The 15,507-nt window shown below is 57.1% G+C and carries 11 protein-coding genes; 2 read left to right on the top strand and 9 right to left on the bottom strand.

All coding sequences use genetic code 11. From position 1 onward, the window contains the following. The first annotated feature begins 231 nt into the window (after positions 1-231). Positions 232-1,050, top strand: coding sequence for an N-acetylmuramoyl-L-alanine amidase (locus MHI24_RS27460; RefSeq protein ID WP_340022708.1), 819 nt, complete (start codon positions 232-234; stop codon positions 1,048-1,050). Here MHI24_RS27460 and MHI24_RS27455 read toward each other — a convergent pair. From MHI24_RS27455 to MHI24_RS27445, 3 genes are all read right to left on the bottom strand, one after another. Continuing rightward, entirely contained in the window at positions 1,037-1,900 is an 864-nt protein-coding gene (locus MHI24_RS27455; protein WP_340022707.1) for a divergent polysaccharide deacetylase family protein, read from the bottom strand. The two genes, MHI24_RS27460 and MHI24_RS27455, sit on opposite strands and share 14 nt — an antisense overlap. 122 nt (positions 1,901-2,022) lie before the next feature. Further along, positions 2,023-3,126 carry a glycerol dehydrogenase gene (locus MHI24_RS27450; protein ID WP_340022706.1) on the bottom strand — a complete coding sequence of 368 codons (1,104 nt, stop codon included), beginning with the start codon at positions 3,124-3,126 and terminating at the stop codon, positions 2,023-2,025. A 30-nt stretch (positions 3,127-3,156) separates the two neighbouring features. Beyond that, positions 3,157-3,609, bottom strand: a complete 453-nt coding sequence (locus MHI24_RS27445) for a MerR family transcriptional regulator (protein WP_340022705.1) — start codon at positions 3,607-3,609, stop codon at positions 3,157-3,159. Between the two features lie 160 nt (positions 3,610-3,769). Between MHI24_RS27445 and MHI24_RS27440 the strand changes: the two genes are divergently transcribed. Beyond that, positions 3,770-4,630, top strand: a complete 861-nt coding sequence (locus MHI24_RS27440) for an SDR family NAD(P)-dependent oxidoreductase (protein ID WP_340022704.1) — start codon at positions 3,770-3,772, stop codon at positions 4,628-4,630. A gap of 101 nt (positions 4,631-4,731) precedes the next feature. Here MHI24_RS27440 and MHI24_RS27435 read toward each other — a convergent pair whose 3' ends face one another. The 6 genes from MHI24_RS27435 to MHI24_RS27410 form a co-directional block, all read right to left on the bottom strand. Then, complete coding sequence (locus MHI24_RS27435) at positions 4,732-5,667, bottom strand: hypothetical protein (protein WP_340022703.1); 936 nt, start codon at positions 5,665-5,667, stop codon at positions 4,732-4,734. Positions 5,668-5,742: 75 nt separating this feature from the next. Next, positions 5,743-6,621 carry a PhzF family phenazine biosynthesis protein gene (locus MHI24_RS27430; RefSeq protein WP_340022702.1) on the bottom strand — a complete coding sequence of 293 codons (879 nt, stop codon included), beginning with the start codon at positions 6,619-6,621 and terminating at the stop codon, positions 5,743-5,745. Positions 6,622-7,086: 465 nt separating this feature from the next. Beyond that, positions 7,087-8,877, bottom strand: a complete 1,791-nt coding sequence (gene uidA, locus MHI24_RS27425; protein WP_340022701.1) for a beta-glucuronidase — start codon at positions 8,875-8,877, stop codon at positions 7,087-7,089. 81 nt (positions 8,878-8,958) lie between these two features. Continuing rightward, complete coding sequence (locus tag MHI24_RS27420) at positions 8,959-11,283, bottom strand: hypothetical protein (protein WP_340022700.1); 2,325 nt, start codon at positions 11,281-11,283, stop codon at positions 8,959-8,961. A gap of 50 nt (positions 11,284-11,333) precedes the next feature. Further along, positions 11,334-13,628, bottom strand: coding sequence for an AraC family transcriptional regulator (locus MHI24_RS27415; RefSeq protein ID WP_340022699.1), 2,295 nt, complete (start codon positions 13,626-13,628; stop codon positions 11,334-11,336). A 65-nt stretch (positions 13,629-13,693) separates the two neighbouring features. Beyond that, on the bottom strand, positions 13,694-15,223 hold the full coding sequence (locus MHI24_RS27410) for an extracellular solute-binding protein (protein ID WP_340022698.1): 1,530 nt from the start codon (positions 15,221-15,223) through the stop codon (positions 13,694-13,696). Positions 15,224-15,507 lie beyond the last annotated feature (284 nt).

Raw genomic sequence — 15,507 nt, 5'->3', positions numbered from 1 at the left:
AACACCTCCCATGTCAGCGTACAGCGGGCTCCCGCTGCTGCCCTTATGCCTATAGTGTGTGCCAAACTCCCATTCTCTAAACCGTTGCCCTACCCTTCGTATAGGTTTGGCTGTTAAGGCACAATCTAACAGAGATTACCCGTATCCGATGGGCGGTCATTGCTATGCTGCCAACGGAGTGCAGGCCACCCCTAATAAGAAGCTGTTGACAACTGCCAGGGAGGATTTCACATGAGAACCATGGATATATCAGATCAGCATATTGCAGAACGCTTAGAGCAGCCCGGCCCAAGCGGGCAGACCAGAGCCCTTCTCCGGCAGAGGCTGCCCCGAGCACAGCGGATTATTGCCTCGTCAGCACTGATTCTCCTGTTGCTGACAGGTGCCGCCGGGAACAGTTACGCAGCCACACCAGGAGCAAACTTACCCGCAGGTCAGCCCCATGACCGCCAGCATATGCTCGGACATGACCAGCGGATTATTCTGATCGATGCCGGACACGGGGGCATTGACGGCGGGACGTCATACGGGGATATTCTGGAGAAGGACATCACCCTGGCCATCTCCCGCCGCCTCTTTCTGCTGCTGCGTGCTGACGGCTTCGACGCGATCCTGAACCGGACCGGCGACTATGCGCCCAGCGATGAGAACCTGTGGCTGCGCAGCAGATCACGGCATCTGCGCGATCTGGCCCAGCGCAAGGAGCTGGCCGAGACGCTTCCGGCGAATGTCGTGGTCAGCATTCATATCAATTGGGCGAAGTCCCCGGCCAAGCATGGTCCGCTCGTCCTGTACCGCCAGGAAGGACGCAGCTTCCTGCTGGCGAAGACGATTCAGGACCAGTTGAACCGGCTCTACGGGATGAAGACCGCTCCGGTGCCGGGCAAGCCCTTCTATCTGCTCAACAAAATAACCGCCACAACAGTAATCGTTGAGGCGGGATTCATCAGCAGTCCGGCTGACCGGGCGAAGCTCTGTACACCGAAGGGCCAGGAGGAGATTGCCGAAGCGGTGGCGAACGGCATTGCCGCTTATCTTATGGAAGTGTAAGCCGGGAGTTCCATTTCCATTCGTCCCTTACCAGGTCAGAGATGCCGACAAATTGCACCTTGTCCTTCATTCCGGCAATGCCGCTGCGGATACCCGCTGCGGTCTCTTTGCCCTGGATGCCGACATGGCCGATGGTTACGCAATACCGCTGGTTCAGCGCGCGTTCCTGCACCAGCTTCATCTGCTTGGCGACATGGCCAGCCGAATGCACATCATCCAGGAAAATATGGTTCTCCACCGGCGGCAGACCCAGCTCCCGGGCCATCCGGCCAGCAACTGATCGGTAGTTGGTGTGGCTGTCTACAAAGAACAGCCCGCGCTCCTTACAGACGGTAAGCACAATGCCCATAACACGCTCGTCACCGGTCACCTTCGAGCCCATGTGATTGTTGATCCCGATCGCGAAAGGCACGTTATCCAGCGCTTCCTCTACCCGCTTGCGGATCTCGGCATCACTCATACTCGTCAGCACCGCGCCCGGTCCCAGCCATTCCGGCTTGCCCTGCCGCGGCTCCATCGGCAGATGGACCAGCACATCGAAGCCAAGCTCATGCGCACGCCGGGCATCCTGCTCGCTGGAGCGCAGGAACGGCATCACCGCCACGGTAATCTTGACCGGCAGCTTGAACATCTCATCGGTCCCGCGCATGTCATTGCCGAAATCATCGATAATGACCGCCACACGGGCGGGCTGCTTCTGCTCCCCTTCTTCCCGGGTGACCGGACCGTTGCCGTCCGCAGGTACGGCATGAACCGTTTGCGGGGCTGACGGGATCAGCACAGTAAGCATTATCATCGCCGTTAGCGGATACAGAAGTATAAGCTTCCATCTGGGACTACGTCTCTCCATTTATAGGACCTCCTTCGCGATTCAACAATTGTTCTCATTGTTTGGCTCCCGAAGGTGAAATATGTACGATGTGGTTTCTCAAAAATTAACAATGACGGGCAGAGCGGCTTCGCCCGCCATTCTTAGCAGGAAGCCAGCCCGGCTCCCCGGCGGTCCGCTTCAAGCATGGCCGCCAGCACCTGCTGCGGTGTCACCGGAAACGGCATATTATTCATGGGAGTGTCATCCAGGGTGCAGCTGGCTTCGGCGGCAACCATCAGCCGCTGATGATCCGCACCGTCCAGCCCCAGCTCTCCCAGTGTCACCGGAAGTCCGGCCATCCGGCAGAATTCCGCCGCTTCACAGATCTCCTCCTCTGGCGCGCCTTCCAGAATCAACTGCACCATTGTGGCAAAAGCCACCTTCTCCCCGTGCAGCACACCCCGGCATTCCTCCAGCAGCGTCAGGCCGTTGTGAATGGCGTGGGCCGCCGCCAGACCACCGCTCTCGAAGCCGATGCCGCTGAGATAGATATTGGCTTCAACGATATGCTCCACGGCGGCGGTGACACGCCCTGCCCTGACATCCTCCAGCGCCTGCTGACCGTCCGTCAGCAGCGTATCCAGGCAAGTGCGGGCCAAGGCCAGGGCGGCCAGCGTTCCCGTCCCTCCGCTGCTAGTCACCGCTCCCGCTCTGCGGCAGGCCCGCGCCTCATAATAGGTGGACAGGGCGTCGCCCATTCCGGCAGCCAGCAATCTTACCGGCGCACCGGCAATCACCGCCACATCGGCGACGACCAGATCCGGGCTGCGCCGCAGCAGCAAATACCGGTCGAAGCTGCCCGAATCCTGATAGAGAACGGCCAGAGCGCTGCACGGGGCGTCTGTTGAAGCAACGGTCGGCACTAGCATCACCGGCAGGCTGCTGAAATGGCTGGCCGCCTTAGCCATATCCAGTGTTTTGCCGCCGCCGATGCCTACAATCATGTCGGTGCCGGCCCGGTCCATCTCCGCCGCTATCTGCTCCGCCTGCACCTGAGTGCATTCGCCCCGGAATTCCCGCAGACTCAGCATAACCTGCTCCGCTTCGAAGCTGCTTCTGATCTCCTGCTCATAGTTGGAGAGAATATACGGGTCTACCAGAACATAGGCCCCTCTGGCACCCGTCTCCCGGCAATAAGCGCCCAGTCTCGCGATCTCTCCGTTGCCTTGGATATATTTGGACGGTGAATAAATGATCTGCGGCATAGCTGAATTCCCCCTGCCTCTCATTGAATCTCACACTGTAGCTTTGACTTTACGTCCCTTTGGCATCTGCTTGCGGTCTCCGGTCAGCTCACAGGCCTGCGGGCCCAGATTACCCTGATCGATTTTGACATCTATGAAGTCAACAATCTGCTGCAGCGAAGCGATCTGCTCGATAATCTTCTTCCGGTGATTCAGAATCATCTCTTGCAGCTCTGGATAATCCGACAGATCAGCATCCATGGACAAGTGCAAATACGGCCGCATGTCGTCCAGTGACATTCCTGTTTTTTTGAGGCATGTAATCAGCAGCATCCGGTTCAAGTCCGAATCGCTATAGATGCGGTGGCTGTTTCCCTTGCGCTTCGCCCGGGGCAGCAGCCCGATCTTCTCGTAATACCGTATCGTATCCTCCGACATACCGGTCCGCTCCGCCGTTTCCTTGATCGAATATCCCTGCTGGAGATCCGCTTCCGCCAGACTCATAGAATCACTCCCTTTGATTGTCTCATCAATATCCTCCATTCCATTGTACAACTTGGAGCCAGCTCCAAGTCAATGACACATTTCAGCACTTGACTTGGAGTCGGCTCCAAGTTATACAATGAGCACCATTCACACATTCATATGTAAAGGAGCTATCCAAATGAAACTGTCACATCCCCCGCACACCGCGCTAATCACCGGAGCCAATCACGGCATTGGGCTGGCCCTGACCCATAGACTTCTGGACGAAGGCTGGGAGGTTATTGCCCTGATCCGCTCTGCTTTTGCTGAAGATGATTCGCTCGTCCATAAGGCGCTCGGCAGCCGACAGCTGCGGATCTATAAGGCGGATTTAAGCGATTTTGGCCAATTAAGGAGTGCCCTGCGGGACATCAAGAGCCATGAAGCGCAGCTTGACATCCTGTTTAATAATGCCGGCGGCAGCTTCCCCGAGCTGCTCCTGTCCAAGCAAGGGCGTGAGCTGCATTATGAGCTGCAGACGGTTGTTCCATACATCATTACACTGGAGCTGAAGCCGCTGCTGCTGAACGGTACTCTGCGCACGGTGGTGAATACGTCCTCCAACGCGTTTATGATGAAGCGCAGCTTCGACCCGGCTTCTCTGGAGCACCCGGCGAAATTCCAGATGCTGACCGGCCCGTATGCCGACACCAAGCGCGCCATGTCCCTGTGGACGGAGGCGGTGGCCCCGGCGCTTGCAGCCGAAGGCATTCTGATCCGAAGTGCCGATCCCGGAGGCAATAACACCCTGCGCAGCGGCAAAAAATCGGGCATCCCCTTCTGGCTGCGGCCGATTACACGCATGTTCTTCCCGGGTCCTGCCCATGGTGCAGGCTTGCTGTATCAGGCGGCCCTCGGTGAACACAGCGGCAAATCCGGGGTGTTCCTGCACAAGAACCGGGTCACGCCGCTCAAGTTCTCTGAGCACAGCAGCACCATTCTGAAGAATGTCCGGACGATATATGAACGGGAATACATTCAGAAGGACAGCGCACAGTAACGGCCTCAGCCGGGTGCACGCAATCAAGCCACAGCCCCTCTATCCGGAGAGCTGTGGCTTGACTATGCGCTGCATCAGCTTTTGTAACGGTAAAATCGTTCCTATGACAGCTCCGCCATCCGCCCGAACGCCCGCAGCAGACGCAGGTTCTCAATGACAATATGCGCTTTCCACCAGTTCTCACTGACGGCAAATTCCTGTTCAAACCCCGCCCAGCTCCAGGTCAGGTTCCAGATTCCAGCGGAATTCCGGGTCTCCAGCAGATAATCCAGCTCCTGATGCAGCAGCCCGCCAAGCTCCGCGTATTCGGGACTGTGCGGCGAATGAATGAACACGGACGGCCTGCAGCTATACCCGTTCCATGCTCCCGCATCCCGGCTGATTAACTGCACACTCTGTACCTTAAGCGCTTCTCTCAGCGCAGCATAAGGGAACTCCTCCTGCAATTTCGCCCAGGCGATACATTCCAGCAGGGTGGCCACGCATTTCAGCGGATGCATCTCAAGATTAGGATCATGCAGGAAAAGCTCCGTCAGCTCACGGGCAATCCCCATCCCGGCCCCATACAGTCCGCTATCTCTCTGAGCATACTTCAGGATGAATCCGGCCAGAATGGCTGTCGGATTGTATATGCTGCGGGACGTACTATCCGCCTCCGTATGCCACCAGGGTGCATGGGGGTAATCGTTATTGGAAGCTACGACATTCCTCCACGTGCGGCCATCCATATCCGCCCCGCTATCCAGGTAGGTCAGGATTCCCTGCACCAGCGGATGCTCAGCATCTGTGAATTCCAGCTCCAGCAGCCGCTCCACCGCCGTAGCGGTCTGGATGGGCGTGGAATGCGGATTCCAGGCGTCCGCCTCCAGCGCATGGCCGAAGCCGCCGTCCTCATTCTGGTAAGCGGATAGCGCTTCCAGTACCGGCGCAGCCTCGCCGCCCTCCAAATGAAATCTCCACCGCGCCAGGTCCAGCGGACGGGCATTGCGGTACATCCAGCGTCTGATTCCCTCGTAATCCTCCAGCAGCAGCTTCATGGGTAATCTCCTTTTAGAGTAGATTTGATAGTCATGATAAACACAAATTGCTGGCTAATAAGTTTTGGATTCCGTTTATATCAGGATAAGTCTTCGTTCGATTCCAGCCACTGCACCACCGACCCGAACCTGATTGATTTCACCGCTCTCGCTGAGGCGCAATCCTGCCTTAATTTCTGAGGGACAATCCATCGAATACCCTTGCCTGAACACAACATTCTCTACTTCGCGCAAAGATCGTTGGCCGTGTTGGTACAGATAGCTGAGCAGGGCACCGTTGGATGTTCCTGTCGCGCTCTCCTCGGGAATATCGTACAGCGGCGCAAAATTCCGGCATTCCGCAGCAGCATCGTCTGGAGTATCCATCGTGAACAGATGATATCCAACCACAGCATATTTTTCGCTGATGGCGGTTATGGCCTCAAAATCCGGCTGAATCTCATTCAAGAGCTTCCTGCTGCGGATCGGGATCATAATGTCCCGCAGGCCTGTCGAAACAATCTGGATGGGCAACCCGGTTTGTAGTTCCCCGGCATCCAGCCTCAAAGATGGGGCGATTTCCTCACAGGATAACTTATCAAGAAATTGTGGTAAAGCCTGTGACAAGTACACCAGACCCCCGGAGCTAATCTCGACATCCAGAATCCCTGCCTTGGTTTCTATTGAATAGGAGGTCCCTTCTTTTGAAAAACCCAGCGAATGCAGTAGTCCAAACGCAGCAATCGTGGCGTGACCACACAGATCAACCTCGCTCGCGGGGGTGAAATAACGGATTTTGTAATCCGCAAGCAGGGATTTTTCCATAAAGGCTGTCTCCGAAAAGCCCAATTCCTTCGCTATGAGCTGCATTTGGGCAGCATCCAGAGAAAGGCCATCCTCCAAAACAACGCCTGCCGGATTACCGCCACGCTCCCCTTTGGCAAACGCATTTAGCGTATACACTTCCACATTCATGTTCCACTCCTCCATGTCTCCACGATCTTCCTTTTATCCATATGTTAGCTTAATAAAGTATTTCCAGTCTATTACTATTATTCTCTCCATAATATAAAAAGAGAGCAACCTGAATGATTCTGTCAGGTTGCTCTCGCGAAAAGGAGACAGCAGGTGATAACCCCCACTGCAACAAACAATTGGACAAACGTATCTTAATTTCTCACATACCCGGGAATCTCCCGAAGCAAGTGGAAAAAGAGCAACTACTACTATTACTTCTCGCTCCTTTTGGCAATATGAGCTAATTTAAGTGTTGTTTATCCAACTACTGTTCCTGTAAGGGGCGTTCGTTCATCAGCAAGTGCCCAAAATCCAACTCTTACCTTCCAACGCACAATTCCTTAGCACCAAGCTTCCCGCCATTTCCTTGGCTCCCGGGAGTTCTAGTATGCGTCTCACCCAGCCCCCCTGGCGGGTACTGTCTCATCCCTTCCCCGGATACTCCCCCATCGCTCCCCAGCGGCTGCGGAGCATCCGGGCGGCGGCTTTGGGCTGGCGTTGGCGGGTGAATACGCCTTTTTTGTTACCGTTAATGCGGGTAATCCCCTGCTTGGTGGCAAAATCGGCAAAGGCCCATACATGCTCCCCAATCACAAAATCCAGCCGGTCAAACACATTGTGATACCGGGTCAGCAGCTCCTGCTGATACTCCTCGGTGAACATGACCGGCGGGTCCTGATGGAAGCCGGCGATGGCGTCCGCCCCGTACTCCGTCATGATTACCGGCTTGCCGAAGCGGCGGTACCAGTTCGTCAGCTCCCACTCCACCTGATGCTCCACCAGCTCCAGCGCACCCGGGTCCTGATACCAGGAGTAATAACGGTTCACACAGATGACGTCAAAAAACTGCGCCACCTTACACTTGTCCGGCAGCGGCCACTGCACGATGGTGATCGGGCGCTGCGGGTCCAGCCGGCGGGTGGTGTCGGCTAACTGCCGGAAATACGGCACCGCCTCGTCCTGGAAGGTGGATGCTTCATTGGCCAGGCTCCACATGACCACGGAAGGATGGTTTTTGTCCCGGGCAATCAGGTCACTGAGAACATCCTGATGATGAGCCAGTGTCTCGTCATTCGCCTGATCCGGCGTATACACCTTGTCGTTATAATTGAAGAACGTGAAGCCCACGGCGGGTACTTCCCCAATGACCACGATGCCCTCACGGTCCGCCAGTTCCAGCAGCTCTTCGGCATACGGATAGTGGGAGGTGCGGAAGGAGTTGGCGTTGATCCAGCGGAGCAGGTTGAAATCCTTCACGTTGACCGCATGGTCCAGCCCTTTGCCGCGGATATCGCTGTCTTCGTGCTTCCCGAACCCCTTGAAGTAGAACGGCTCGCCGTTGATCAGGAACCGTGTCCCTTCCACCTTCACGGTGCGTATTCCGGTCTGGAGCGGATAATGGTCCGTAAGCTGCCCGTCCGCATCAACAAGCTCGACATGCAAGGTATACAGATAAGCATTCAGCGGCTTCCACAATCTCGCATTCTCCACCCGCAAGGTGCCCGAGCGTCCCGTCCCGGCGGCAACCTCCATTCCCTCTTCATCCACCAGCCGCACCCGGACCTCACCTTCAGCCGCAGAGACTTCAACTGCATAGCCGAGGAGTCCCGTCTGCCCCTGCACATCTGGAGTAACAGTAATGTCCTGGATATACGCTGCAGCGGTCCGGTACAGCTTCACAGGCCGGTGAATCCCTGCATAGTTGAAAAAATCATGGAAATACTCCTGCACCCGATACCCCTCAGGATGCTTCTCATCGTCAAAGGTGCGGATACGCCCCGGCGGCAGGGTCTGCCAGTCCAGCACATTGTTGACCACCATCGTCACCCGGTTCTCCTGTCCGGGCAGTACGTTATCAGTTATATCTGCTTCAAAAGGCAGGAACCCGCCCTTATGAGCGGCTACCTTCTCCCCATTCACCCAGATCACGGCATGGTGGCAGGCGCTGCCGGTCCAAAGCATGATCCGCTCCCCGGACCAGGAGCGCGGCACGATAAACGTCTGCTCATACCAGACGTCACCGATATGGTCACGCAGCGCCGCATCCTGGGTGATATCGTTATAGCTGGCCGGAACCGGCATCGGGATCGTGTCCCGGAGCGGCTGCGTCTGCCAGTTCTCCTCCCTGCCCCGGTTGTCCGGGTCCGGCTTGAAGCGCCAGATGCCGGACAGGTCCTTGATTTCGCGCGTTAATGTATCTTTGGGGAACAGCATGTCTTCTCCACTCCGATCTCTAGTATTCTTAAAGCGCAATCGTCACTCCGGTGAACATTTGGACTTCCGGCCGCTGCTCCGTTATGCCCCCAGGCAAGCCGTAACCTCATACACCCTCCCCGCCTCATAAGGAAGCGCTGGCCCGGTCCATTCCTCTCCATTTACCGTGAGCTTCACCGTCCCGCGCCTGATCCGTTCAGGGTTCAGCACATGAACCCGGTAGACGGCCTCCCGGAACCGGCGCTCGACCCGGTACTCCGGCCACTCCGCAGGAATGCAGGGATCGATGACCAGTCCGTCTAAAGTTGCGCGAATCCCCAGCGCATATTCGAGCGTGGTCCAGAGCATCCAGCCTACCGTTCCGGTGGATACATGATGGCTGGATTTGCCGTAGTTCGGGGAATCGGCGAGGCCGAAATAATAATTCGGCACGTAAATCGGCACCTGGCCATTCTGCTCCGGCGGGTTATCCGGGTTCGTCGGCAGCGTGCGGCGGAGCGTCTCCCAGGCTTCCTGCCCGCGCCCGGCGATGCAGTCGGCGAACGCCTTGAACATCGAGGCATGGCAATAGACGGAGCCATTCTCGGTCGTTCCGGCCAGCTTGAGGCTGATCCGGCCCCAACGCGGGTTCCAGCCGCGAAGCGGTGGCTCCAGCAGCCGGGGTCCGAACGGCGTGTTCAGGCTATCAATGGCCGCCAGACACTGCTCCAGCCGCTCCCCCTCGGCAATGCCGCTCATAATCGCCCAGGTCTGGGTGTTCAGGAACAGCTTGCCCTCTTCATCCCGGGCAGTGCCGAACGCCCGGCCTTCATCGTCGAAGCCGGCGACATACCAGCCGCCGTCCCAGCAGGTGCTGTTCACCGCTGCCGTCAACCGCTCAGCGGCGGCATTCAGCCGCTGCACGGCCGCCGTATCGGCCAGCCGTTCACAGAACGGAAGCAATGCCCGGATCGCGTAGACCAGCGCCATCGTATTCCAGGCAGATTCCCCGCGTCCCAGCCGGCCCGGCCCGTTGATCGGGTCATTCCAATCCCCGTCACCCATCAGGCACAGCCCGTGGGCGCCGGTTGCACCGGCCATGTAATCCGCAGCCAGCAGCAGATGCTTATAGATGGTAGCGCTATCATCAGAGTCCTTGAAGCCGATCTTACGATGCAGCAGCTCCGGGTCACCGGACTGGTTCAGCAGTGCGGTGAAACAGATAATCAGCCACACCGGCCCGTCCGTATGCTTCAGCAGACACAGATTCTTGGGCGGCGAGCCGTCCGTCATAATCCACTGCTGAATGAAGCCGCTCTTCTCCTGCCCTTCCAGCACCGAGATCATGTACCCGGCCGCGCCTTGCGGATCAACCAGGGCATAACCCAGCGCATCCTGAAGCTGGTTGCGGACCGGGCAGTAATTGGACATGCGGTTGGTGCGGGTCTGCATGATGATCTGTTTTTGCAGCCAGCGGTTCATAAAAGCATTCACATCCGCATCCGGCGTCTCCACCCGGAAGCTGCCACAGGTCTGCTCCCAATAGTCTTCCGTCTCCTGGAGCAGGGACGCAATCCCTTGATTCATAAGCTCCTCCTTGCTGCGGCGGACATCCTCCAGTGAATGGGCACAGCCCAGCACGAAATGGCGCACTGCCTGTTCCCCGGGCTGGAGAATCATCGCATGCTGGAACGCACCCAGCGGATGCTCCGCCTCGGCCACCCGGCCCGAGCACACTTCCCTGCGCACTGCTTCGGGCAGCTCATTCAGATCATCGCCGCCGAAGAAGGCCCGCTGGCTGCAATCATAGGAAGCCGCAGGAGCATCCGGGTAGACATAGACCGTGTGCGTATGGTCGTCGCATCCGGCTTTCTGCTCATAGGTTACGTGATAAGGGAAGGAATAGCTGGAGACCGTCTGCGAGGCTTCATCGAAGTGGCAGCGGCTGCCCATCACACCCCCATTCTCCAGTGCAAACGCACTGAACAGCGACAGCTCTCTCGGAGCAGTGCCGGTATTGCGCAGCGTAACCGTCCAAATCTCCTGCTGTCCTGTGCGCGGGACAAACACATGCACAGACGACCTGATCCCCTGCGCTTCCGAGAGGATCTCGGTCGTTCCCAGACTATGAATACATTCATAGAATTCAGGCTCTGTCCTAAGCGGCTGATATAGCGGAGACCAGACCTCACCTGTAACCTGATCCTTCAGATAAAAGTAGCGGAAGCCCCTTGTTATCGTACGGTGACGGGGCCGGAAGGCCACACTGTCTCCCTGGCCGGTCTGGGATACCTCCGTGTAATACGTGTCGTTGAACAGATAATTAAACCATCTTGCCGGTGTCCGGGGCGTTGTAATGACATACTGCCTGCCCCCGTTTCGGAACGCACCATAAGACTTGTCCTGACTTGCAGTAATTGAATTCAAGTGAAAAGCACACCTTTCCTGTTCGGCTTCCGCTACCAGCGGCCGTCCCTTTATTCCGTCAGACCCGCCCGGTACTGGCCTGGTGTCATCCCCTCCATTTTGCGGAAATAACGGATGAAGTTCGCCGGGTTATTATATTTCAGCTTCATGGCAATTTCGGTAATCGTCAGATCGGTATCCTTCAGCCATCTCTTGGCTACGGTAAGCCGGTATTGCGCCAGATAATCGGTGAAGCTGATCCCGGTCTCCTGGCGGAACACCCGGCCGATATACTGCGGATGATAGTTCAGCCGGGCCGAGCATTTCTCCAGCGTCAGATCCGTATCGAACGCTTCGGCAATCAATTGCTTCACCTCTTCCGAGATGCTGGTGAACTGGGTCTCCTGCCGCTGCTTCAACAGCTCTATGGCCGGATACACCATGGTCTCCCCGAACCAGGCCTCAATATCGCCGGGGCTGTGCATCGCCAGCAGCTCCTCGAACAGCGAGTTCTCCCCGGCATTCAGCAGATGATGGGAGATGCCTGCATCCTGGAGCAGCCGGATCAGGTCCATCAGCAAGCGGACCAGCGACATCTGATATTCCTGGTGGTCCGCCTCCTCGCCGGCCAGCGCATTCATGATCCTCGACAGCAGCACCCCGGCCTGCTCCCGGTCATGCGACTTGATCGCTTCGGACAGCTCATCTTCGAGCTGCTTGGGATAGACGATCTCCTTGCGGCTGGCAGGCTGCACATCCTCTATGAACAGAATGACCTCTTCCCCGAGCCGGGCCCGGTACTTCAGCGCATTCCCGCCCTCCTCATAGCCCCGCCCCACCTCAGTCCAGGCCCGGCAGGAACGGCTGATGCCGATACTCGTCTGCAATTGCAGATAGCTCTTGACAGAGGCCTGCACCTCAGCGGCCCGGGCATACACAGCCTCCTTGAAGGCTTCCTCGGACTGCGAGCTGGTGCCGGTCAGCAGAACCACTGATTCACGGATGACAATCGGCGGCAGCCGGTCTCCTTCCGGGATGACCTCCTGGGCAATATTGCTGATCGCGAACAGCAGCAGATCGCGGTCCTCTTCCGTAAACCTGCCGTGATCCAGCCGGTCTATCTGTACCAGCAGTACCCGCATCACACTCCATTGGCCGGTGAACCCGTAGCCGTAATCCTGCAGGCGTTCCGGGAGGCCCTGAAATCTGGCTTCCCCCAGCATCAGCTTGCGGACCAGGAACTCTGCCAGCTGCTGCTGCTGGCCCGCCAGCTCCACCTGGAGCTTGGACTGGTCGGACAGAATGCCTTGAATGCGGTCGGAGATGGCAATGAATTCATCTTTTTTGGGACGCGGGTCTTTGGTGTCAGGCAGCAGGGAACGGTAGATATGTCGCACCGGACTGTACATCCGGCGTGAGCCGACCAGCGCCGCCAGCATCGTAGCAGCCAGCACCCCGAGGCTGATCAGGATCGAGGTCCGGCCGATGGCGGTGGCCTGGCGGGTCACGGCTTCTGTCGGAATCACCGACACATAGGTCCAGCCGTTATAGGCAGACTTGCGGAAGGAGATGGAGGCTTTACGCTCCCCGGCCATCCCGTTGAACACACCGGCTGTGTCCTCCCGCTCCCGGATCGCAGCAATATACCCTTCAGCCGACAGGTCTCTGCCCAGCAGCGAAGGATTGGAATGGGTGATCGCCCGGCCATCCTCATCCAGAATGAACACACTGCCCGGCCCGGGCTCATTGCCGATCAGGTCAGCGAGCTGCTGGGACGACAGCACCACCGCGATTAAGCCGCGCGGGCGGCTGGCGTTGATCGGCCATTTTTTGATATTCATCACGGCGTGATTCAGTTCAACCATTCCGTCCGCTCCCTGGATGCTGGCTGAATTGCCGCTGAGCCACATCGAGCCGCTTGGCATGCCGGCGAACGGGCGCAGCTTCTCCTTCAGCCCCGGCTGGCTGTAAGCATCCATGCCGGAGTTGGTAATCAGCCAATCCTGTTCCAGACTGAACAGATAGACATCCTTAATGCCGAGCTCGAAGGTCTGGATCGAGGAGAGATTTTTGTACAGCTCATGAATCATGTCCATATCCTTAATATCCAGCTTCGTAGCAATCGCCTTGGTTACCGTGGGCAGCCCCAGCAGCTGCGTGGTGGAGAAATCGATCATCTTCAGCGTCTGCTCCACCCGCAGCTGGCTCTGCCTGAGCACCTGGGAGTTGCGTTCCTCCACCTGCTGCAGCACTGACCGGGAGGAGTAGTGATAGGAATACCATCCCAGGATCAGCACCGGAAAGGCACCGATCACCAGAGTAAACAGGATTAACTTCAATAAATAGCTGGATATCCGTATCCGCATCACTAACTCCCCCCGCAATCTGCGTTGTTGATTTTATTCTAGCATATGGGGAATTCCATTCCTGCTTATTTGGCGTTGGCGTTGTTGTAAGCCGCTGTGTATTCTTCAATCACCTTGGCGCCGCCGTCCTGCTCCCATTTTGCCACGGCCTGGTTCCAGCCGTTCTCGTCCAGATCGCCCATAATGAAGCGGACCCGGGCGTCGTCAATGATTTTGCTAAGCTCAGAGCCACGTTCGCTGTACGTATCGGAAATGAAAGGCTGCACCGGATTCACCACGGCGATCTCCGCATTCTTTGTCCACATCTCATCACGCAGATGCACCAGCGGCTTGCCGTAGGTCACCACTTTATCCCTCAGAACAGCGAGCTGCGAGGAGTCGCCCATCCCGTATTCCGCCAGCAGCTTGGGATCGGCTGTTTTGACATAATTTCCGTTCTCCAGCGTGAACTGGCGGCCTTCCAGACCGTTGACCAGCATATTCTGCATATCTTCATCCGACACCTTGTCAAAAAAGTTCAGCACCGCCTTCAGTTCCTCCTCCGTCTTCACGGAAGTCTTGGGAATCATGAAGAGACCGTAGGAGCCGGAGCCGCCGGGACTGCGCAGCCCTTCCGGGCCTTCCAGCGCGTTAACCATCGTAATTGAACCGGTTGGCGTCACCTTCTGTACACTTTCTTCAATCCCGTTGGCATCATTGAGGTTGGCGATCCATGCTCCGGCCTTACCTGCGTTGATCATCTGCTTGCCGTCCTTGACCACCGCGAAATCGAGGTTAATCAGCTTCTCATCGTACAGCTTCTTATAGAACTTCATCGTCTCCAGAAAAGCCGGGTTCAGATGCGCCGGGCTCGCCTTGCCGTCCTTGATCTCCCAGTCCGCCGGCCCGCCCATCCAGGTCAGCATCGCCCGCCAGCCCGCAGCCACCTGCTGCTCGGCCAGACCGATGGTATCCGCCTTGCCGTTTTTGTCCGGGTCATCCTTCACGAAGGCCTGAAGCACCTTGTAAAAGTCATCCACAGTCTTCGGCTCCTGCAGCCCCAGATTGTCCAGCCAGTCCTTGCGCAGCATCAGACCGTCGCGGGCCAGATCGCGGGCCCTGTAGATGCCGTACACCTTGCCGTCAATGGAGATGGCGTTCAGCGCAACCTCGTTCATCCGGCTCAGGTTCGGATAATCCTTCAGGTAAGGTCCCAGCTCCCAGAACATGCCGGAGCGGACCGAATTGACGATATAGGGCAGCTTCTGGTCCAGCACAAGCACCGCACTTGGCATCTCGCCGGAGGCAATGGTCGCGCTGAGTTTATCGGAATAGGTCGTGGAAGGGACCCAGGTGATTTTGAGATCGGTGTTCGTCCGCTCTTCGAGCTTCTTATAGATTTCACCTTCCGGGTCCATCGGCTCCGGGTTGTAGCTGGTCAGCATCATGGACATTTTGTAGGGTCCGGCAGGCGCTGCGGCACTGTCTGTTCCCGTGGCGCTCTCCGCCGCCTTGTTGTTGCTGCCGCATCCGGCTAATACGCCCAGCACCAGCGCTGTGGAGAGCGCAGCAGCTGCCAGTCTGTTGAAGCTTTTTGCCCCTTTGGTTGTTGTCATGTTTGTTGTTCTCCTTCTATGTGGTGGTGTGAGTACGTCGAACTTGGGAGTCTGATAAAAGGCGAGGGCGTGACTCCAGAGAATGTTTGGACTTCCGGCCGCTACCGCTCCTACAGTTCCAAAATTCCCCTCCGCACGCTGGCCTTTTATAGTTTTTCTCAAGTTCTCCTTCTTTGATTGTGAATTAGTAACTTTCTTGAAATCCTGCTCAAAATGCAACATTTCACACACAAGATCGTGCTAAATCCAAATTTGTTGCATAAAAGGCAACATCTCACCTCTAT

Source organism: Paenibacillus sp. FSL K6-1096, assembly GCF_037977055.1.
Lineage (GTDB): Bacteria > Bacillota > Bacilli > Paenibacillales > Paenibacillaceae > Paenibacillus_AQ.
This window is presented reverse-complemented; position numbering and strand designations above follow the sequence as displayed.